We start from the raw sequence: 20216 nt of genomic DNA on the forward strand, positions 1-20216 counted from the left end.
AACGGCGGGCTCCAGAGTCCGAGGTTACGGCACCGGAGGGAGGACGGGCGCACCCCGTCCGGCAATACCGCCGAACGGTGAGTGGCCGGACACCGCCTGTGTGCCCGGCCACCACCTCCGATACGCGGGAGGCGTCAGGTGATCTTGACGGGGTTCACGATGTCGGCGACCAGCACCAGCAGCGTGAAGCAGATGAAGACGCCGGCGACGACATAGGCGACCGGCATCAGCTTGGCCACGTCGAAGGGGCCGGGGTCGGGCCGCTTGAAGACGCGGGCCACATTGCGGCGCAGGGATTCCCAGAGCGCACCGGCGATGTGTCCGCCGTCGAGCGGCAGCAGGGGCAGCATGTTGAAGAGGAACAGCGAGAGGTTGAAGCCGGCCAGCAGGAACAGCATCATCGCGATCTGGTTCTGTGCCGGGACATCGAGGTTCATCACCTCGCCGCCGATCCTGGCCGCGCCGACCACGCCGACCGGCGAGTCGTCGGCGCGCTCGCCGTCACTGAAGGCCGCGTTCCACAGATCGGGGATCTTGGAGGGCAGGGCAATGATCGAGTCGACGCCGTTCTCGATCATGTCGCCCATGCGGACGACCGAGTCGCCGAAGGAGAGCGGCAGGATCTCCGTGTTGGCGGCGAAGCCGAGGTAGCCGGCCTCGACATAGGCCTTGGGCACGACCTGGCCGTCGGCGTCCTTCTTCGCGACGGTGTTCTTCTGCAGCACGGCGTGCAGGGTCTGCTCCCGGCCGTCGCGCTCCACGGTGATGGCGGCCGGACCGATGGTCTTGCGGATCCGGTCCGAGAGCGTCGCCCAGTCGTCGATCTTCTCCCCGTCGAAGGCGACGATCCTGTCGCCCTTCTGCAGCCCGGCGGCCTTGGCGGGCGAGACCGGGTCGGAGGCCTTGCAGGCGTCGCGTTCCTCGCTCTGCTCGATCACGCACTGCTGGACGCCCGCGACCTCCGTGGTCTGGGTCTGGAAGCCGAAGGTCATCGCCACGCCCATGAAGATCGCGACGGCCAGCACCAGGTTCATGAACGGCCCGGCGAACATCACGATCACGCGCTTCCACGGCTTGCGCGTGTAGAAGAGCCGGGTCTCGTCGCCCGGCTCGACCTCCTCGAACGCGGCGGATCTGGCGTCCTCGATCATGCCGCGCCAGGGCGAGGTGGAGCGTGCCTCCAGCCGCCCGTCGGGTCCCGGCGGGAACATGCCGATCATCCGGATGTAGCCGCCGGCGGGAATGGCCTTGATGCCGTACTCGGTGTCGCCCTTCTTGCGCGACCAGATCGTCGGGCCGAAGCCGACCATGTACTGCGGCACCCGGATGCCGAAGAGCTTGGCGGTCGACAGGTGACCCAGCTCGTGCCAGGCGATCGAGAACAGCAGACCCACGGCGAAGATGGCGATCCCCAGGACCGTCATCAGGATCGTCGTCATACTCATGCGTGCGCCTCCGCTGTCGCTTTCGCCGAGAGTTCCCTGGCCCGGGAACGGGCCCAGGTCTCCGCCTCGAGGACGTCCGCGACGTCGAGTGAAGTTCCCGTGGCAGGGGTGCCGTGTTCGGCGACCACTGCGGTGACCGTATCCATGATGCCGTTGAAGGGCAGCCGTCCTGCCAGGAATGCGTCCACGCACTCCTCGTTGGCGGCGTTGAACACCGCCGGGGCGGTGCCGCCCAGGGCGCCGACGTGGCGGGCGAGCCCGACGGACGGGAACGCCTCGGTGTCCAGCGGGAAGAACTCCCAGCTGGAGGCCCTCGTCCAGTCGAAGGCGGGGGCCGCGTCCGGGATCCGCTCGGGCCAGCCGAGCCCGATGGCGATCGGGCCCCGCATGTCGGGCGGGGTCGCCTGCGCGAGGGTGGAGCCGTCGGTGAACTCCACCATCGAGTGAACGTACGACTGGGGGTGGACCACGACCTCGATCCGGTCGAACGGAATGTCGTAGAGGAGATGCGCCTCGATGACTTCCAGGCCCTTGTTGACCAGCGTCGCCGAGTTGACCGTGATGACCGGGCCCATGGCCCAGGTCGGGTGCGCGAGGGCCTGCTCGCGGGTGACACCGGCGAGCTCGCTCCTCGTGCGTCCGCGGAACGGTCCGCCGGAGGCGGTCACGACGAGCTTGCGCACGTCGGCGCGCTTTCCGGCGGCGAGCGCCTGGAAGAGCGCGGCGTGCTCGGAGTCGACCGGGATGATCTGGCCGGGAGCCGCGAGGGCCTTCACGAGCGGGCCGCCGACGATCAGCGACTCCTTGTTGGCGAGGGCGAGCGTGCGCCCGGCCTTCAGCGCGGCGAGCGTGGGGGCCAGGCCGATGGAGCCGGTGATCCCGTTCAGCACGGTGTGGCAGTCGCTCGCGGCGAGCTCGGCCGCGGCCCCGGGCCCGGCCAGGATCTCGGGGAGCGGCTCGCCCGCCCCGTAACTCGCGCGCAGGGCCTCGCGCAGCGCGGGCACCTTGTCCTCGGCGGCGACCGCGACCGTACGCACCCGCAGCTGCCGCGCCTGCTCGGCGAGGAGCTCGACCCGGCCGCCCGCGGCGGACAGCGCCGTGACACGGAAGCGGTCGGGGTTGCGCAGCACGAGGTCGATGGCCTGCGTGCCGATGGACCCGGTGGAGCCGAGGATCACGAGATCCCGGCGGCCGTCCGCGGCGTCGAATACGAGATGCGGATCGGCGAGGGGTACGGGGCTGTCGCTCATGCCCCCCATTGTTGCCGCATCCGCTGTGCGCGCGGACAGTGCGTCCCCGTCGGCGCGTGACTCAGGCCTGCCCGGCACGGAATTTCTTCCACTGGGCGGCCATGATGTCCTGCGGAACCCCGCCGATGTCCTTGGTGGTGAGGATCTCCCCGCGGAAGGCGAGCGTGGTGGAGCCGACCCGTACGACGGTGAGGTACTCGTACAGCTTCACCTTGTCCTTCACGTCGAGGATGGTGAAGCGGTACGCACTCGCCTCGTCGGCCTCGCCCGCGAAGGCGGGCAGCCCGGTGGGTTCAACCTTCACGTACCTGGCCCGCGCGATGGCCCGCTCCTCCATCAGGCCCCCGGCACATTCCCGGCCGGCCGTGCGGAGGGACCGCATGACCTTCGCGGCTTCGCCGTTACCGTACGAGCGAAGGGTCACGTCGACCATGACGCCGAGCATGTCCTCGTGGACGTCGACCCTGCGCTGCACCTGGGCGGCCGGGTCGTAGTCGCTGACGTCACCGGCGAGGCTGACGAGCGGCTGGCAGACGGCCGGGGTGGCGGTGTAGCCGTCGCCGAGAGGCCCGTCGAGGGCGTACTCGTTGGCGGTGTAGGCGCCCGCCTTCTCCCCGTCGGTGAGGGCGACCGCCTCGAGCTGCGCCTCGGTGAGCGCGGCGGCCGGGGCCGCGGAGCGCGAGGGTGCGGGGCTCTTCCCGGCCTTGTCGTCACCGCCGTCGCCGCATCCGGTGACGCCGAGGAGCGTCACCACCGCGCATCCCACGGCTGCGGCACTCCGCCATCCGGCCCGCCCGTTTCCCGCCCCGAACATCCCTGCCCCACTCTCCCGTTGGCGGTGACGATCATGTCTCCGACCGCCGCCGAGGCTCGATTGTGCTGCATACGGGGGTCAGATTCGCGTATCGATGCCGAACTTCTTCCTCAGCAGCGCCATGTCCCGGACGTCACGGTCGGCCGGTTCGTACCCCTGGTGGAACAGCACCTGCTGCTCCGCGGAGATGCAGCGCACGGTGGTCGTGCCGATGGTGCCGGTGACGAAGCAGGAAGCGGGGTAGCGAAAGGGCTCGGCCGGATCGAGCGAGGACTGCACCGCGGAGCCGTCGGCGGCGAACTCCAGCGGATGCAGGTCGATCTCGAGCCCGGAGGGGTGGCTGAGGACGAAGCGTGCGGGCCGCCAGTCGAGTGTCTCGGCGTAGCCGGCCGAGGTCAGGGCCGCGACGACGGCGGGCTCCTGCTCCAGGACGTGCAGGAGGTCGAGGTCCCGGTGCTCGCGGGTCTCCTCGCCGAGCAGGGCGTCGATGCCCCAGCCTCCCGCGATCACCACGTCGGCCCCGGCCCGTCGGAGCAGGGACAGGGTGGACAGAACATCGCTCCGGGACATCATGCGGGCAGGGTAGGTGCCGCCGCCGCGCGTGCGCACGGCCTTTTCGGTCAGCCGGCGCCGTCTGCCGCGAACTCCGCGAACACCTCGTGGAATTCGGGGAACGTCTTGCGTACACAGCCGGGGTCGTCGTAACTCATCCCGGGCGCGCGCAGCCCCGCGACCGCGAACGACATCACGATCCGGTGGTCGCCGTGGGTGGCGATCTCCGTGGCACGGGGGGTGCCGGGGTGGATCTCGATCCAGTCGTGTCCGGTGTGCACGGTGATCCCCATCCGCCGCAGGTTCGCCGCGCACGCCTCCAGCCGGTCGCACTCCTTCACCCGGGTGTTGGCGACGTCCTCGATCCGTACGGGCGACGAGGCGAACGGCGCGATCGCGGCCAGGGTGGGCATCGTGTCGGAGATGTCGCGCATGTTGACGGTGAGACCGCGCAGGGTGCCGGTGGACCGGACCGTCGTCGCGTCGGCCGTGGTCCGCACCTCGGCGCCCATGCGGCGCAGGACGTCGGTGAAGCGCAGGTCGCCCTGGAGCGCTTCCGTCCCGAGACCGGGAACGGTGACCTCACGGCCGGTGAGAGCCGCGGCCGCGAAGAAGTAGCTCGCGGTGGACGCGTCGGGCTCGACGGCGTACGTGGTGGCGCGGTAGCCGCTCGGGGGGACGCTGAACGTGTTCCCCTCCCGGGCGACCTCGACGCCGAAGCTGCGCATCATCGAGAGGGTGATCTCGATGTACGGCGCCGACACGAGCTCCGTGACGTCGATCCGCAGCCCTTCGGCGGTGAGCGGTCCGAGCATGAGCAGGGCGGTGAGGTACTGGGACGACTCCCCCGCGTCCAGCGTCAGTTCACCGCCCTTGACCCCCGACGCCTCGATGCGGAGCGGGTGGTGGCCCTCCGCGCCCTCGTGGCGCAGGTCGACGCCGAGGGCGCGCAGGGCCTCGGTGAGCGGGGCGAGGGGGCGCCGGCGCATCTGCGCGGAGGCGTCGAAGCGGTAGGTGCCGGAGGCCGCGGCGGCGGCCAGCGTCGGCAGGAAGCGTGCGGTGGTTGCCCCGTCGCGGCAGTGGACCTCTGCCTCGGTGACGGCGGGACCGGAGGGGCGGCCCTCGATGCGCCAGCGGTCCGGCTCGCGCGTCACCCCGTATCCGAGGCGGGTCAGCCCCTCGGTGAACCCTTCGGTGTCGTCCGAGCGCAGGGGCCTCAGGAGGGTGGTGGTGCCGTCCGCCGCGGCGGCCAGGAACAGGGCGCGGGCGGTGACGGACTTGGAGCCGGGGATGTGGATGACGGTCACGGGCACCCATCCTGCCGTGCGGCGGGCGCACCCGCGGGGCGCGTCCAGGCAGTGGACGCGCCCCGCGGGGATGATGCCGGTTCAGCGGATGGGGCGGTGGACGTTCTCCCCGGTGGCCGGGCCGGGGGTGGCGTCGGCGATCCAGGGGCCGTCGCCGCTGGGGTCGATGACGCCCTCCTCCAGCCAGGTGTACGTACCGGACAGGACTCCGTCGACCACACGCCGGTCGATGTCGTCGGTGTTGGACCACAGCCGGGTGAAGAGTTCCTCGACCCGGATGCGGGACTGCCGGCAGAAGACGTCGGCGAGCTGGTAGGCCTCGCGGCCGTGGTCGCCGTTGACGCGCAGGTGTTCGGCACGGACGCAGGCGGCGCTCATGGCGAAGAGTTCGGCGCCGATGTCGACGATCCGGCCGAGGAAGCCCTGCTTGGTCTCCATGCGGCCCTGCCAGCGGGACATCGCGTAGAAGGTGGAGCGGGCGAGCTTGCGGGCGGAGCGTTCGACGTACCGGAGGTGGGCGGAGAGGTCCGGGTGCCCCGGGACCTTGAACTCGCTGTACGCGCTGGGGAGCTGCCCCGGCCCGCTGACGAGCTTCGGCAGCCACCGTGCGTAGAACCCCGCCGCGTTGGCGCCCGCCTTCGCCTTGGCCGAGAGGGGCTTGTCGGGGTCGATGATGTCGCCGGCGACCTTGAGGTGGGCGTCGACGGCCTCGCGGGCGATCAGCAGGTGCATGATCTCCGTGGAGCCCTCGAAGATCCGGTTGATCCTCATGTCGCGGAGCATCTGCTCGGCGGGGACGGCGCGTTCGCCGCGGGCCGCGAGCGAATCGGCGGTCTCGAAGCCGCGCCCGCCGCGGATCTGGACCAGTTCGTCGGAGATCAGCCAGCCCATCTCGGAGCCGTACAGCTTGGCCAGTGCGGCTTCGATCCGGATGTCGTTGCGGTTCTCGTCGGCCATCTGCGAGGAGAGGTCGACGACCGCCTCCAGCGCGAACGTGGTGGCGGCGATGAAGGAGATCTTCGCGCCGACCGCTTCGTGCCGGGCGACCGGCCGGCCCCACTGCTCGCGCACGGCCGTCCATTCGCGGGCGATCTTCAGCGACCACTTCCCGACGCCCACGCACATGGCGGGCAGCGAGAGGCGTCCGGTGTTGAGCGTGGTCAGGGCGATCTTGAGCCCCGCGCCCTCGGGGCCGATCCGGTTGGCGGCGGGCACGCGGACCCGGTGGAAGCGGGTCACCCCGTTCTCGATGCCACGCAGGCCCATGAAGGCGTTGCGGTGCTCGACGGTGATGCCCTCGGAGTCCGCCTCGACGACGAAGGCCGTGATGCCGCCCTTGTGGCCCTCGGACTCCGGGACGCGGGCCATCACGACGAGCAGGTCGGCGACGACGCCGTTGGTCGTCCAGAGCTTCACGCCGTCCAGGACGTAGTCGTCGCCGTCGGGAACGGCCGAGGTCGCGAGCCTCGCCGGGTCGGAGCCCACGTCGGGTTCGGTGAGGAGGAACGCGGAGATGTCCGTACTGGCCAGGCGGGGCAGGAAGGCGTCCTTCTGCTCCTGGGTGCCGAACATCTTCAGCGGCTGCGGTACGCCGATGGACTGGTGGGCGGAGAGCAGCGCGCCGAGCGAGGGGCTGGCGGAACCGACCAGGGCGAGCGCCTTGTTGTAGTAGACCTGGGTCAGTCCCAGGCCGCCGTACTTGGGCTCGATCTTCATACCGAGGGCGCCGAGTTCCTTGAGGCCGTTGACGACCTCGTCGGGGATCCTGGCCTCCCTCTCGATGAGCGCCCCGTCGATCCCGGTCTCGCAGAACTCGCGCAGCCGGGCGAGGAAGGCCTCGCCGCGCCGTACGTCGTCTGCGGCGGGCAGGGGGTGCGGATGGATCAGGTCCAGCCGGAAGCGACCGAGGAAGAGTTCCTTGGCGAAGCTCGGCTTGCGCCAGTCCTGTTCGCGGGCGGCCTCGGCCACCTGCCGTGCTTCACGCTCGGTGACCTTGGGGGCCTGGGGAATGTCGGATGGGGCGGACATGAGGAGCTCACCTCGCCGCGAGTCGGGTCGATGGTCGGGACGTACGCATACCGATCGGTACTACTCGTCCGTATGTACCCGATCCACGCCACCCCCACCACCCCTGCGGCCGGCTCCCGGCGGCTACGGAACCGGCCGGAGCCCCCGCACAGCGGGCTCCGGCCGGTTCCTGACTCACGCGCGGGCTACAGGGCCAGGCCAGTGAGGACCAGGACCCGCTCGTAGGTGTAGTCGTCCATCGCGTAGCGGACGCCCTCGCGGCCCACGCCGGACTGCTTGGCGCCGCCGTACGGCATCTGGTCGGCGCGGTAGGAGGGGACGTCGCCGATGACCACGCCGCCCACCTCCAGGGCGCGGTGGGCGCGGAACGCGGTCTGCAGGTCGTGCGTGAAGACGCCAGCCTGCAGGCCGTACTTGGAGGCGTTCACGGCGGCGAAGGCCTCTGCCTCGCCCTCGGTCCGCTGTACGGACAGGACGGGGCCGAAGACCTCTTCGCAGGCGATCTTCGACGTGCCGGGAAGGTCGGTGAGGACCGTCGGGGCGTAGGTGGCACCGTCACGCTTGCCGCCGGTGAGCAGCTGGGCGCCCGCCTCGACGGCCTCGTCGACCCAGGACTCGACCCGGCGGGCGGCGTTCTCGTCGACGAGCGGGCCGACGTCCGTGGCCGCGTCCGAGGGGTCGCCCGTCACGAGGGCCTCGACGGCCGTGACGATCTTCGGGACGAGGCGGTCGTACACGGAGGAGTCGGCGATGACGCGCTGCACCGAGATGCAGGACTGGCCGCCCTGGTAGTTGGAGAAGGTCGCGATACGGGTCGCGGCCCAGTCCAGGTCCTCCTCGGAGGCGTAGTCGCCGAGGACGACGGCCGCGCCGTTGCCGCCGAGTTCCAGGGTGCAGTGCTTGCGCGGCACCGACTCCATGATCGAGTAACCGACCGGGCCGGAGCCGGTGAAGGAGATCACGGGCAGCCGCTCGTCCTTGACCAGGGCGGGCATCCGGTCGTTCGGCACGGGCAGGACGGACCAGGAACCGGCCGGGAGGTCCGTCTCGGCCAGCAGCTCGCCCAGGATCAGGGACGAGATGGGGGTGGCCGGGGCGGGCTTGAGGATGATCGGCGCGCCGACGGCGATGGCCGGGGCGACCTTGTGGGCGCTCAGGTTGAGCGGGAAGTTGAAGGGCGCGATGCCGAGGACGGGACCGCGCGGGAAGCGCCGGGTCAGTGCGAGACGGCCGGTCCCGCCGGCGTCCGTGTCCAGCCGCTGGGCGTCGCCGCCGTTGAAGCGGCGGGCCTCCTCGGCGGCGAACCGGAACACGGAGACGGCACGGCCGACCTCGCCGCGGGCCCACTTGATGGGCTTGCCGTTCTCTCCGGAGATCAGCTGGGCGATCTCCTCGGTGCGCTCCGTCAGGCGCCGCACCACATGGTCGAGCGCCGCTGCCCGCACGTGCGCCGGGGTGGCGGCGAACTCGTCGCGCACGGCGTGCGCGGCGGCGACGGCCTCCTCGACCTGGGCGTCGGTCGGCACGCTGACCGTGCCGACGAGACGGCCGTCCCAGGGGTTGGTGACGTCGAAGCTGTCCTCGCCGGTGGCCTGGCGGCCGGCCAGCCAGAAGGCGTGGGTGGAAGTCATGGCGGTTCCGGCCCTTCAGGGGTGTGAACGGGAGGTCGCGGGCACCGCGGAGGCACCCTCCTGGCCCCACCGTAGGTCGGCCGGGCTCCGATGACGTTTGTCCGGCGTGGAGCGGACCGGAGGGGCGATGCTCCGGATTGTCGGAGCCGGGCGGCCGCGGTCCTCTGCCCGCTACTGGGTCCCGGACGATGCGGCTGTCGTCTTCAGGGCCAGCCACAGCTCCATCCGGACGTCCGGATCGTCCAGGGAGCGGCCCAGGATCTCCTCCACCCGGCGCATCCGGTACCGCAGTGTGTGGCGGTGGACGCCCAGGTCCGCGGCGGCGGCGTCCCACTGGCCGTGCCGGGAGAGCCAGGCCTGCAGCGAGGCGACCAGGTCGCCCCGGCCCTTCGCGTCGTGTTCGTACAGGGGGCGCAGCATCCCGTCGGCGAAGGCCCGTACCGCGTCGTCGGCCAGGAGCGGCAGGACGGAGCCGGCGGCGAGCTCCTCGTGCTCGACCAGGGCCCTGCCTCTGCGGCGGGCGACCGAGAGCGCCTGTTCGGCCTGCTTGTACGCGGCGGCGACGGCGATGGGGCCGCAGGGGGCGGACAGTCCGACGACGACGTCGCCCTCCTCCTTCCCCGGCTCGTGCGCCGGGCGCTCGTCCTGCGTCCCGGCATGCGCGGCGCACGCGGTGACCGCGGCGCCGCCGTCCGCGGCCAGCACCACGACCCGTTCGCCCTCGGGGACCATCAGCAGCGCCTCGCCCGACCGGGCCGCCGCGGCCTCCATCGTCTCGGCGAGCAGCTCGGTGGCGACGGGGGCGGAGGGGGCCGACGGGGTGAAGGCCTCCGCGATGAGCAGCCGGAAGGGGGCGTCGAGCAGGCCCCCGTACAGGTCGCCGGCGACAGCACGGGCGTGGTCGGGCTGCCCGGCCAGCAGCATGCGCAGGACCGCAGCGCCGAGGCGCTGCTCCGCGCCCTGGAGCGAGCGGGAGCGGGCCGTGGTGAGTGTCAGCAGGGCGACCGCGGAGTGCACCGCGTAGCGCTCGGCCGTGCCGAGCGCGGCCCCCGTGCCGACGGCCAGCGCGCCGCGGGTGCGGCGGCCGGTGCCCAGCGACTGGAGCTCGACCCGGTCGTCGGTGTCTCCGACGACGGCGCTGGCCGGGGCGGGACGGTCCCGGAGGCGCTCGACGTCGGGCGTGAGCCGGGCGGCGCGGCGGGCAGCCCAGTCGGGCGCCGCGGCGACGACCGCGCCGGAGGTGTCGTACAGGGCCGCCCAGCCGTCGACGTACGCGGCGAGGCGGGTCAGGAGTTCTCCCGGGCCGTCCCCGGCGAGTGCGGCCCGGGTCAGCTCCCGCTGGGCCTCGAAGCCCGCGGTGACGGCCCTGTACTGGTCGGCGGCGATCGCCGCCGACACGGCCTTGCTGATGGCGATGAACGGCGTGCGGCGGGGAACTTCGAGGAGCGGCAGCCCGGATTCGTCGGCGGCGGCGACGAGGGCGTCGGGAATGTCCTCGTAGGTGACGCCGACGGCGAAGCCGATCCCGGCGACGCCGGCGCCGGCCAGGCGCTGGACGTACCTGCGCATGGTCTCGGGGTCCTCGGCGTCGAGGTTCGTGGCGGTGACGAGGAGGAGTTCGCCGCCGTCCATGTACGGCACGGGGTCGGCGAGCTCGCTGGCATGCGCCCAGCGCACCGGCGTGTCGAGCCGGCCCGCCCCTGCCCGGACCGTGAGCTTGAGCGCGGAGTGCTGGACGAGCGAGGCGAGAGTGGGGGGCATGGGATCGCCGGACCTCTGGGAGTCGATTGCGCCGTCCCGTACAGACGGCCGCAATCGATTCTGCCAGGGCGGCAGGTTTCCCGTAACCGCTTGCCCCCGGCCCGCACCCTCAGCGTCCGAGCTCGACCAGCAGGGGCGGGGCGTGTTCGCCGTCGACTGTCGTCAGGGACAGGACGGCGTGTCCGGAGGGCAGCGAGTAGGCCAGCTCGGACGCCGACCAGCGCTCCCGTTCGACGCGCCTGACCGTCACGGCGTCCCTGGTCACGGCCTTGCCGGTGACCAGTTTCCGCAGACCGTGCAGCGCGCGGGTGAACGGCTGGTCGGCGAAGACCGCGTGCTGGGCGACCTCGCGGGTCTCCACCCACTCCTTGCCCCAGACCTCCGCGAAGCGTTTGCCGTCCCAGGTGGTGACGCCGGAGAAGGCCATGCAGCAGCCGACCGCGCCGAGCAGCGCGGTGTGCAGCCCCTCGGGTACGTCGTCGACGGTACGCAGGGTGAGGACGGCTCCCGCGTTGACCGACCGCAGCCGCCGGACGCCCCTGACGGTCTCGGTGGTGACGGTGTGCGTGGCGTCGTCCAGTACCAGGCAGACGAAGAGCGAGTGGTCCGTGCGGGCGGCGGCGATCGCGTTGAACTGGGCGAGGACGAGCCGGGCGAGGAGCCGCGAGGCCTCGGCGTGCGCACGCTCCGGCAGATCGATCCTGACCCGCAGCGGAAGGTGTTCCAGGGAGCGCAGCGAAAAGGGGCGGGCGCCGTCACCGGTGGCGAAGAACGGGGCGAACGCGGGCCGGTCGAGCAACGCGATCCGGTCGGCGAGCACCGGCGCCGGGTCTCCGGCTCCGCCCTTCTGGCGCGCGCGGGTCTCGAGTTCGCGCAGCATCGCGTGGTGACCGCCGGCCGACAGGGCGTCCCGCAGCGTGCCGATCGCGGACAGGTCCCCGTCGAGGAGTTCCCTGAGTGCGGGCACCCCGGGAAAGTGCCCGTGGACGGCCCGGTAGGGGCCGAGCAGCTGGGCCAGCACCGTGGCGGCGCGCCTGCTGTCCAGGTTGGTGACGTCGCCGACGAGCCCTTCCGCGAGCACTCCCGCGGCCTCGTCGGGGTCGGTCGTGCCGCCGTACAGATCGAAGTCGTGGACGGATGCGGCGTCGCCGATCCGCACGACGACGTCGTACGCGTCGTCGGGGCCGAGCTGTCCCCCGGCCGGGCCGACCGCGAGTACGGCCGCCCGTCCGGCGAGTGCCTGGAGGGCGAGCGACTCCACGACCGGGCGCACCAGCCGGGCGGACTTCCCGGCTCCCGGCGGTCCGACCGCGAGGAGCGAGGTGCCGAGCAGTGCGGGTTCCAGGGCGACGCCCGAGCCGCGGCGCGCGTAGGGGTTGTGCGGGTCGTCGGCGCAGCTGCCGATGCGGACCTGGCCGGTGAGCAGATCGTGGCGTGCGGTGCGCTGCGGCAGGTCGCGGGCGCCGGACGGGTGGAGCGCCGCGGCTCCGCCGGTGCGCAGGACGGCCTCGGTGAGTGCGGCGACCCGGTCGGCGTGCGTCCGGCCCACGGTCCAGGCGTGGCGCAGACGCGCGACGTCGACGTCGTTCATCCGGCCGGTGCGCACCTCGGCCGCGAGTGTCTCTGCCGCGTCGGTCTGTCCTGCCGCGCGCAGTTCCGGCCACTGTTCGGGGGTGGTGGCGTCCGGGGGTGCGGCGGGGGCCGCCGGGACGGGGGCCGCGGTGCCGGAGCGGCCCCTGAGGCGCTCGGCGGCCGTCTCGCGCCAGTTCCCGAGGCGGGCGAACGGCCAGAGGACCGCGAGGGTGATCAGGGTGTAGATCACGTTCACCACGGCCTGGCTCTGGTAGATCTCGCCGCCCGCGACCGAGGCGACGAGGACGAGCACCGGCCTGACGACGGGCACGGCGTCCTTCCACACCAGGAGCTGCGCGACCCCCGCGGCAACGGCCGTCACCACGGCGAGGAAGGGCTGCCCGCGCCCGGCGACATGACGCCGGAAGATCTCGGACCAGTTCCCCAGACGCCCGCACCCGTAGACAAGGAGTCCGAAGAGGACGGCCTCGTAGACGGTGAGGGCGTCGGCGCCCTCGACCGTCCTGGGTCCGCCGAACGTTCCCGCGTACCACCAGTCGCCCGGGGTGAAGAGCTTCAGGGGGACCAGCCGGTAGGGGATGTAGCCGTTGCGCCACAGGGACCACAGGAGGAGCCCGCACAGCACCGAGATCAGAACCCCGGCCACCAGCGAGCGGTCCGGGACGCCCTCCGGCTTCTCGGGCGGGCGCGGGGTGTGTCCGTAGCGCCAGACACCCGGTTCCCGTACGGGGCGGGGGGTGCGCAGCCACTCCGCCAGCGAGGGGCCGGCGGCGACAGGGGCGTGCGCGGGAGGCGGTGGAGCGGACGGTGGTGGTCCCGCCGGGCGGGGCACCCGGTCCGCGCTCGTACCCCGTTTGCCGTACGTGCCTTCGGTGTCCATGAACCGCTGCCCCCTGACCAGCCACGTCCCGCCTTCTGCACCGGTCAATCTAGTGCCAGGACACGGGGAGTTCAGCAACCCGGCCGGATGGCACAGGTCGGGGCGGCACAGCATGCCCTGAAGGCCATCTGTCCGCCGCGGACAAGGACACGCCCCCAGTGCTCCCGATCGGAGCATGCCTGCCGCCCGCCCCCGCCCCTAGCCTGCAGAAAGAGAAGCGTCCGAAACACCCCCAGGAGCCCCGCATGTCCGACATTCCGCAGGAGCGCCGCGTCGTCACTGCCATTCCCGGCCCGAAGTCGGTCGAGCTGCAGGCTCGCCGCGTCGCTGCCGTCGCCGCGGGCGTGGGCTCCACGCTGCCGGTGTTCACCGCCAGGGCGGGCGGCGGGATCATCGAGGACGTGGACGGCAACCGGCTGATCGACTTCGGTTCCGGTATCGCCGTGACGTCCGTGGGCGCATCGGCCGAGGCGGTCGTGCGCCGCGCCACCGCGCAGCTCGCCGACTTCACCCACACCTGTTTCATGGTCACGCCGTACGAGGGCTACGTCGAGGTCTGCGAGCAGCTCGCCGAGCTGACGCCGGGCGACCACGCGAAGAAGTCGGCGCTGTTCAACTCGGGCGCCGAGGCCGTCGAGAACGCCGTGAAGATCGCCCGCGCCTACACCAAGCGCACCGCGGTCGTCGTGTTCGACCACGGCTACCACGGCCGGACGAACCTCACGATGGCGCTGACCGCGAAGAACATGCCGTACAAGCAGGGCTTCGGTCCGTTCGCGCCCGAGGTCTACCGCGTCCCGGTGGCGTACGGCTACCGCTGGCCGACCGGCGCCGAGAACGCGGGTGCCGAGGCGTCCGCGCAGGCCATCGACGAGATCACCAAGCAGATCGGCGCGGACAACGTCGCGGCGATCATCATCGAGCCGGTCCTGGGCGAGGGCGGTTTCATCGAGCCGGCCAAGGGCTTCCTCCCGGCGATCGCGCAGTTCGCGAAGGACAACGGCATCGTCTTCGTCGCGGACGAGATCCAGTCCGGCTTCTGCCGCACCGGCCAGTGGTTCGCCTGTGAGGACGAGGGCATCGTCCCCGACCTGATCACCACGGCCAAGGGCATCGCGGGCGGCCTGCCGCTCTCGGCGGTGACCGGTCGCGCCGAGATCATGGACGCCGCGCACGCCGGCGGCCTCGGTGGCACGTACGGCGGCAACCCGGTGGCCTGCGCGGGTGCGCTCGGCGCCATCGAGACGATGCGTGAGCTGGACCTGAACGGGAAGGCCAGGCGCATCGAGGAGGTCATGAAGGGCCGTCTGGCCGAGCTGCAGTCCAAGCTCCCGAACGGCGACATCATCGGTGACATCCGGGGCCGTGGCGCGATGATCGCGATCGAGCTCGTGAAGTCGGGCACGAAGGACCCCGACGCGGCAGCCGCGGCGGCGCTGGCCAAGGCCTGCCACGCCGAGGGCCTGCTGGTGCTGACCTGTGGCACGTACGGCAACGTCCTGCGCTTCCTGCCGCCGCTCGTCATCGGTGAGGACCTGCTGAACGAGGGCCTGGACATCATCGAGCAGGCGTTCGCCACGCTCTGATCCCGTGCGGGCCGGCCGGCCGCCGCGAGGCGATTTCGGCGGGGATGGCCTGGGCCCGCGTGTGGGCCTGTGAAGAAGGTGTGCGGGGGCCATGGCGGGATAACGTTGGCGCTATCGGTCCCCCCTTCCTCTGACGTACGGTTTCCGCAGATGAGAGAAACACCCCGCCCGCAGGGGACTGCGGGCGATGCCGGGCCGGGGCTCCCCCAGTGCCGACCCGGTCGTGCCCTGGCGCACACCACTGGAGCTTCTGGCTCCGGAACTCCTCACCGATCGGATGGCCGCTCGCCCCACACCCCCCGGGGCGCGCGGCAAACCGATCCGACCGGCCACCTCGGAACAATCCCCCCTGTTCCCCGGTGGCCGGTTCTTCTCGTTTACCGGGTGTCGGCGCTGCTGGCGCTCTTCGCACTGGTCACCTGGCAGGTCGTGGCCGACGGCCCCCTGCTCGGACCCGACGAACGGGCCGGTCTGGCGCTGGCCGGACGGGGTTCCGCCCGGCTCTCCGACTTCTTCGCCGATCTCGGCAACATGCAGGTCGCCGTGCCGGTGCTGGCGTGCGCGGTCGTCTTCGCCTGGTTCCGTCGTGACCGTCGTGCCGCGCTGTGCGCCGTGGCGGTCATGGCGGCGGTACCCGTGCTGGTCGTTCCCCTCAAGCTGTGGACCGACCGCCAGGGGCCGCTGACCGAGGCGACCGGCTACTACCCCTCGGGCCACACGGCCACGGCGGCGGTGGCGTACGGGGCCGCGGCCCTGCTGCTCGCGCCGTACGTGCGCCGTTCATGGATGATGCTCGTCGCCGCCGTCCTGATGACGGCGGCGACGAGCATCGGTCTGGTGCTGCGCGGCTACCACTGGCCGCTGGACGTGTTCGCCAGCTGGTGCCTGAGCGCGGTACTGCTGCTGGTGCTGCGGGAGGTCAGCTTCCGAAGTAGGCGTCGAAGTTCTTCTGGAACTCCCAGTTGTTGAAGCGGTCCCAGTTGATGGACCACGTCATCAGCCCGCGCAGCCCGGACCAGGTGCCGTGGGTCTGGTACGAGCCACAGTCGGTCTTCTTCGTCAGGCAGTTCAGCGCCTTGGTGACCTCGGCGGGCGAGGTGTGGCCGTTGCCCGCCTGGGTGGAGGCCGGGAGGCCGAAGGCGACCTGCTCGGGGCGCAGGGCCGGGAAGACCTTGGTCTGGTCGCCCGCGACCGGGAAGCCGGTGAGCAGCATGTCGGTCATGGCGATGTGGAAGTCGGCGCCGCCCATCGAGTGGTACTGGTTGTCCAGGCCCATGATGGAGCCCGAGTTGTAGTCCTGGACGTGCAGCAGGGTGAGGTCGTCGCGCAGGGCGTGGATGACCGGGATGTAGGCGCCGGCGCGCGGGTCCTGGCCGCCCCAGGGGCCGGAGCCGTAGTACTGGTAGCCGAGCTGCACGAAGAAGGTCTCGGGGGCCATGGTGAGGACGAAGTCGGCGCCGTACTTGGCCTTGAGGGACTTCACCGCGGAGATCAGGTTGACGATGACGGGGCTCGTCGGGCTGCGGAAGTCGGTGTCCCCGGTGTTCAGCGAGAGCGAGTGGCCCTCGAAGTCGATGTCCAGGCCGTCGAGCCCGTAGGTGTCGATGATCTTGGACACGGAGGTGACGAAGGTGTCACGCGCGGCGGTGGAGGCGAGCTGCACCTGACCGTTCTGGCCGCCGATGGAGATCAGCACCTTCTTGCCGGCGGCCTGCTTGGCCTTGATGGCGGCCTTGAACTCCGCCTCGGACTCCACCCCGGGGCACTCGGCGGCCGGGCAGAGCGAGAAGCGGATGTCGCCGGAGGTGACGGACGTCGGCTCGCCGAAGGCGAGGTTGATGACGTCCCACGAGTCGGGCACATCGGCCATCCGGGTGTAGCCGGAGCCGTTGGCGAAGCTGGAGTGCAGATAGCCGACGAGTGCGTGGGCGGGGAGGTCCCCGTTCCCGCCTCCCCCGCCGCCGCCGGCGGTCGTGGTGGCGCTCACGGCGGCGGACTTCGCGGACTCTCCCGCGGCGTTGACCGCGGTGACCTGGAAGCTGTACGCGGTCGACGCGGCCAGCCCCGTCACGGTCGCCGAGGTACCGGAGACGCTGAGTACCTTCGTCCCGCCCCGGTAGACGTTGTAGCCGGTGGCTCCGGCGGAGGCGGTCCAGGACAGCGGAACGGCGGACGCGGTGGCCGTACCGGCCGTCAGTCCGGTGGGCGCGGCGGGCACGACGACGGGTTCGCCGCCGGGGCCGACGAGGGTGAGGTCGTCGGCGTAGTAGGCCGGGGTGCCGTACCAGCCGTGGGTGTAGACGCTGACCGAGGTGGTCGCGGCGCCGGTCCTGAACGTGGTGGTGAGCTTCGTGTACGCGCCGGCGGACTGGGTCCAGGTGGAGACGTCGGTGGTCCCGGTGCCGGAGGCGCCGAGGTACACGTAGCTGCCCTGCACCCACGCACTCAGCGTGTACGTGGAGTCGGGCTTCACCGTGACGGTCTGGGAGCACTTGGCGTTGTCGCTGCCGGCCGGTGTCGCCTTCAGCGCGGAAGTGCCGCCGTGTACGGGCGTGCTGACGACGGCTCCGCTGCCGCCCGTACAGCTCCAGCCGTCCAGGCCCGCCTCGAAGCCGCCGTTGCGCGCCAGATCCGCGTCGGCCGCACCGGCGGCCGGCGCCGAGGCGACGAGCCCCCCGGCGGCGAGCAGGGCGGCCGAGAAGGCAGCAAGAAGTCCGGAGAATCGGGCGGGTGGTCCGGTGCGTTCCACAACAGCCTCCGTGCAGGGGGGAATTGAGTGGGGCCGCGCACAACATGGTCCAGACCAATCAAGTTGTCAAGACCTCTGGCGGTTCCCCACTCCTCGTCGTCGCCGTCGCCGAGCGCCGCGGCCTGCCCGTCCGGCCGGGCGGATGCCGCTGTTCGGGGGATCCGCGGGCCGCCCCCGCCCTCCTCCCGGGCGGAGCGGGTATCCCTGACGAAACGAGAGAGGGACACGATGCCGCTCTACCTGTCGAGGTTCAGCTACACGCCGGAAACGTGGGCACGCCTGATCGGCCACCCCGAGGACCGCTCGAAGGCCGCCCAGTCGTACATCGAGTCCGTCGGCGGGAAGCTGCACGGCTTCTGGTACGCCTTCGGCACACATGACGGCTACAACCTCTGGGAAGCCCCGGACAACGTGTCCATGGCCGCGGTCGCGCTGGCGATCGGCGGAGGTGGCGCGCTCGACTCGTTCGAGACGACGGTCCTCCTGAGCATCGAGGAAACGCTCGATGCCCTGCAGAAGGCCGGGCAGGTCGGGTACCGGGCCCCTGGCGCGTAGCGATACGGGCCCCGGCACAGGAAGCACCCGCTCAGTCGCAGTCGCCTCCCCCGTAGGCGCTCCGGGCGGCTGCGGCCTCGTGCATCGCGAGCTCCAGGACGGTCGCGTCGGTGAGGGTTCCGGACCCGTCCGGCTGGATGAGCCACCGCACCCCGCCGACCGTGCGGCCCGGGTAGGGGATGACGATCCAGGTGCCCTGTCCCGCCCCGCGGACACCGGTCCCGAGCCAGCGCGCGGCCGTTCCCGGCGGCACGAAGAACCCCATGCGGGCGTCGCCGAAATCGGCGAGGACCGGCCCCGGCCGGTCGATGAGCCGGGTGAGCACATCGAGGGTCGGATAGCCCAGCTCCCCCGGAAGGATCAGTACGTCCCAGCGCTTTCCGGCGGGGAGGAGCGCAATCCCCTGCGGATTGCGCTCCCATTCCCACCGGCAGGCTGCCGGGTCCGGTGCCACCGATGCGAGCCATTCGACCGCGGCGTGTGCCCCCGTGCCGGTCATGGACTGCCTCCTCCGACGTGGGCACCGGCAGGTTTCTGCCGGTGCGTTCACGTGGGAGAGAGCCGTCCGCCCGGATCATGACGCGGGTTCGGCCACCCGTCCGCAGTGAGCTGGGTCACTCGCTCGGTCTTCCCGGCTGCCGGAGCCTCAGCTGTCGAAGCCGAGCCCCATCCGGTCCATGGTCCGCAGCCACAGGTTGCGGTGTCCGCCGTGGCTGTCCGCGCGGGCGAGCGACCGTTTGGTGAGCTCGATCCCGGCCCAGGCGAAAGGCTCGGGCGGGAAAGGCAGCGGCTTGGAGCGGACCATTTCGAGGGCGGTGCGCTCCGTTTCCTCGCCGGACAGCAGATCCAGCATCACATCGGCCCCGAAACGCGTGGCCCCGACGCCCAGTCCGGTGTATCCGGCCGCATAGGCGACCCGGCCGCGATGGGCCGTTCCGAAGAATGCGGAGAATCGCGAACAGGTGTCGATCGCACCGCCCCAGGCGTGGCTGAAACGCACATCGGAGAGCTGCGGAAAACACTCGAAGAACTGGCCTGCGAGCTTGAGGAAAGTCTCCGGGCGCTGGTCGAGATCGGAATTCAGCCGGCCCCCGTAGGGATAGATCGCGTCGTATCCGCCCCACAGGATCCGGTTGTCGGCCGAGAGCCGGAAATAGTGGAACTGATTCGCGCTGTCCCCCAGTCCCTGCCGGTTCCGCCAGCCGATCGAAGCGAGCTGGTCGGCGGTGAGCGGTTCGGTCATCAGCGCGTAGTCGTACACCGGGACGGTGAACGGGCGCATGCGCTTGACCAGCGACGGGAAGATGTTCGTGCCGAGCGCGACCTGGCGGGCGAAGACCCTGCCGTACGGGGTGCGCACCGCCATGCCGGCTCCCTGCGCGGCGAGGTCGAGGGCCCTGGTGTGCTCGAAGATCCGTACACCCAGGCCGAGGCAGGCCTGCTTCAGCCCCCAGACGAGCTTCGCCGGGTGCAGCAGGGCGACCCCGCGCCGGTCCCAGAGACCACCCAGGAATGTCGGTGAATCGACATGGGTCCGCACCTGTTCCCGGTCCAGGAACTCCACTCCGGTGAAGCCGAGCTCCTCGGTCCGGCTGTGCCATTCCCGCAGCTCTTCGAGCTGGTGGGGCTGGGTGGCCACATCGATCTCGCCGGTGCGCTCGAAGTCGCAGTCGATGGAGTAGCGGGCGACGGCGGCCTCGATGGCGTCGAGGTTCCGCCCGCCCAGCTCCTCCAGCTTCCCGATCTCGTCGGGCCAGCGCTCCAGTCCGTTGGCCAGGCCGTGCGTCAGCGAGGCCGCGCAGAATCCGCCGTTGCGGCCCGAGGCCGCCCAGCCCGACTCGTTTCCCTCGATGAGGACGACATCGCGCCCGGGATCCCTCTCCTTGGCGAGCAGAGCCGTCCACAGTCCGCTGTAGCCGCCGCCTACCACGAGGAGGTCGCAGTGCTCGTCCGCGGTGAGTGCGGGCAGCGCGTCGGGCTTTCCCGGGTCGTCGAGCCAGTAGGAGAGAGGGGTCGCGTCGGAGAGCGAATGTGCAGCAGTACGCATGGCATCCGGGGCCATGGT

At 71.5% G+C, this 20216-nt stretch carries 15 protein-coding genes; 3 read left to right on the forward strand and 12 right to left on the reverse strand.

Annotated features, from left to right (window positions below):
- Window positions 1–134: 134 nt before the first annotated feature.
- The 9 genes from OG257_RS11010 to OG257_RS11050 form a co-directional block, all read right to left on the reverse strand.
- Window positions 135–1445, reverse strand: coding sequence for a M50 family metallopeptidase (locus OG257_RS11010; protein WP_329206866.1), 1311 nt, complete (start codon window positions 1443–1445; stop codon window positions 135–137).
- Window positions 1442–2704, reverse strand: a complete 1263-nt coding sequence (dxr, locus tag OG257_RS11015; RefSeq protein ID WP_329206868.1) for a 1-deoxy-D-xylulose-5-phosphate reductoisomerase — start codon at window positions 2702–2704, stop codon at window positions 1442–1444. The genes OG257_RS11010 and dxr overlap by 4 nt, the downstream gene beginning before the upstream one ends.
- A 52-nt stretch (window positions 2705–2756) precedes the next feature.
- On the reverse strand, window positions 2757–3449 hold the full coding sequence (locus OG257_RS11020) for a hypothetical protein (RefSeq protein WP_329206870.1): 693 nt from the start codon (window positions 3447–3449) through the stop codon (window positions 2757–2759).
- Between the two features lie 138 nt (window positions 3450–3587).
- Window positions 3588–4082: a nucleotidyltransferase domain-containing protein gene (locus OG257_RS11025; protein WP_329206872.1), complete on the reverse strand. Its 495-nt coding sequence runs from the start codon at window positions 4080–4082 to the stop codon at window positions 3588–3590.
- Between the two features lie 47 nt (window positions 4083–4129).
- A complete protein-coding gene (aroA, locus tag OG257_RS11030; protein ID WP_329206873.1) occupies window positions 4130–5368 on the reverse strand; it encodes a 3-phosphoshikimate 1-carboxyvinyltransferase in 1239 nt (412 codons plus the stop codon).
- 81 nt (window positions 5369–5449) lie between these two features.
- A complete protein-coding gene (locus OG257_RS11035; protein ID WP_329206874.1) occupies window positions 5450–7396 on the reverse strand; it encodes an acyl-CoA dehydrogenase family protein in 1947 nt (648 codons plus the stop codon).
- Window positions 7397–7581: 185 nt separating this feature from the next.
- The gene (locus OG257_RS11040; RefSeq protein WP_329206875.1) at window positions 7582–9027 is read right to left on the reverse strand and encodes an aldehyde dehydrogenase family protein; all 1446 of its coding nucleotides are present in this window, start codon (window positions 9025–9027) and stop codon (window positions 7582–7584) included.
- Window positions 9028–9198: 171 nt separating this feature from the next.
- A complete protein-coding gene (locus OG257_RS11045; RefSeq protein ID WP_329206876.1) occupies window positions 9199–10788 on the reverse strand; it encodes a PucR family transcriptional regulator in 1590 nt (529 codons plus the stop codon).
- Between the two features lie 109 nt (window positions 10789–10897).
- Window positions 10898–13261, reverse strand: coding sequence for an ATP/GTP-binding protein (locus OG257_RS11050; RefSeq protein WP_329206878.1), 2364 nt, complete (start codon window positions 13259–13261; stop codon window positions 10898–10900).
- Window positions 13262–13506: 245 nt separating this feature from the next.
- Here OG257_RS11050 and gabT point away from each other — a divergent pair, with 245 nt between their 5' ends.
- Complete coding sequence (gene gabT / locus OG257_RS11055; protein WP_329206880.1) at window positions 13507–14847, forward strand: 4-aminobutyrate--2-oxoglutarate transaminase; 1341 nt, start codon at window positions 13507–13509, stop codon at window positions 14845–14847.
- A 150-nt stretch (window positions 14848–14997) separates the two neighbouring features.
- Window positions 14998–15816 (forward strand): phosphatase PAP2 family protein, encoded by an 819-nt coding sequence (locus tag OG257_RS11060; protein WP_329206881.1) that lies wholly within the window; start codon window positions 14998–15000, stop codon window positions 15814–15816.
- Here the strand turns inward: OG257_RS11060 and OG257_RS11065 are convergent.
- Window positions 15767–17596 (reverse strand): chitinase, encoded by a 1830-nt coding sequence (locus OG257_RS11065; protein WP_329206883.1) that lies wholly within the window; start codon window positions 17594–17596, stop codon window positions 15767–15769. The genes OG257_RS11060 and OG257_RS11065 overlap by 50 nt on opposite strands.
- A 228-nt stretch (window positions 17597–17824) precedes the next feature.
- On the opposite strand from OG257_RS11065, the gene OG257_RS11070 reads away from it, so the two are divergent.
- Window positions 17825–18151 (forward strand): GYD domain-containing protein, encoded by a 327-nt coding sequence (locus OG257_RS11070; RefSeq protein ID WP_329206885.1) that lies wholly within the window; start codon window positions 17825–17827, stop codon window positions 18149–18151.
- Between the two features lie 31 nt (window positions 18152–18182).
- On the opposite strand, the gene OG257_RS11075 is transcribed toward OG257_RS11070, so the two are convergent.
- The gene (locus tag OG257_RS11075; protein ID WP_329206886.1) at window positions 18183–18650 is read right to left on the reverse strand and encodes a hypothetical protein; all 468 of its coding nucleotides are present in this window, start codon (window positions 18648–18650) and stop codon (window positions 18183–18185) included.
- 147 nt (window positions 18651–18797) lie between these two features.
- Complete coding sequence (locus OG257_RS11080; RefSeq protein ID WP_329206888.1) at window positions 18798–20213, reverse strand: NAD(P)/FAD-dependent oxidoreductase; 1416 nt, start codon at window positions 20211–20213, stop codon at window positions 18798–18800.
- Window positions 20214–20216: the final 3 nt, after the last annotated feature.

Origin of the sequence: Streptomyces sp. NBC_00683 (genome assembly GCF_036226745.1) — a bacterium.
Classification (GTDB): Bacteria; Actinomycetota; Actinomycetes; order Streptomycetales; family Streptomycetaceae; genus Streptomyces.

What these genes read in the sequence shown, in the direction of transcription:
- OG257_RS11025 (WP_329206872.1), bottom strand. Translation starts at nt 4,082, where the DNA reads ATGATGTCCCGGAGCGATGTTCTGTCCACCCTGTCCCTGCTCCGACGG.
- OG257_RS11035 (WP_329206874.1), bottom strand. Translation starts at nt 7,396, where the DNA reads ATGTCCGCCCCATCCGACATTCCCCAGGCCCCCAAGGTCACCGAGCGT.
- OG257_RS11010 (WP_329206866.1), bottom strand. Translation starts at nt 1,445, where the DNA reads ATGAGTATGACGACGATCCTGATGACGGTCCTGGGGATCGCCATCTTC.
- OG257_RS11060 (WP_329206881.1), top strand. Translation starts at nt 14,998, where the DNA reads ATGAGAGAAACACCCCGCCCGCAGGGGACTGCGGGCGATGCCGGGCCG.
- OG257_RS11075 (WP_329206886.1), bottom strand. Translation starts at nt 18,650, where the DNA reads ATGACCGGCACGGGGGCACACGCCGCGGTCGAATGGCTCGCATCGGTG.
- OG257_RS11050 (WP_329206878.1), bottom strand. Translation starts at nt 13,261, where the DNA reads ATGGACACCGAAGGCACGTACGGCAAACGGGGTACGAGCGCGGACCGG.
- OG257_RS11070 (WP_329206885.1), top strand. Translation starts at nt 17,825, where the DNA reads ATGCCGCTCTACCTGTCGAGGTTCAGCTACACGCCGGAAACGTGGGCA.
- OG257_RS11040 (WP_329206875.1), bottom strand. Translation starts at nt 9,027, where the DNA reads ATGACTTCCACCCACGCCTTCTGGCTGGCCGGCCGCCAGGCCACCGGC.
- OG257_RS11045 (WP_329206876.1), bottom strand. Translation starts at nt 10,788, where the DNA reads ATGCCCCCCACTCTCGCCTCGCTCGTCCAGCACTCCGCGCTCAAGCTC.
- OG257_RS11080 (WP_329206888.1), bottom strand. Translation starts at nt 20,213, where the DNA reads ATGGCCCCGGATGCCATGCGTACTGCTGCACATTCGCTCTCCGACGCG.
- gabT (WP_329206880.1), top strand. Translation starts at nt 13,507, where the DNA reads ATGTCCGACATTCCGCAGGAGCGCCGCGTCGTCACTGCCATTCCCGGC.
- dxr (WP_329206868.1), bottom strand. Translation starts at nt 2,704, where the DNA reads ATGGGGGGCATGAGCGACAGCCCCGTACCCCTCGCCGATCCGCATCTC.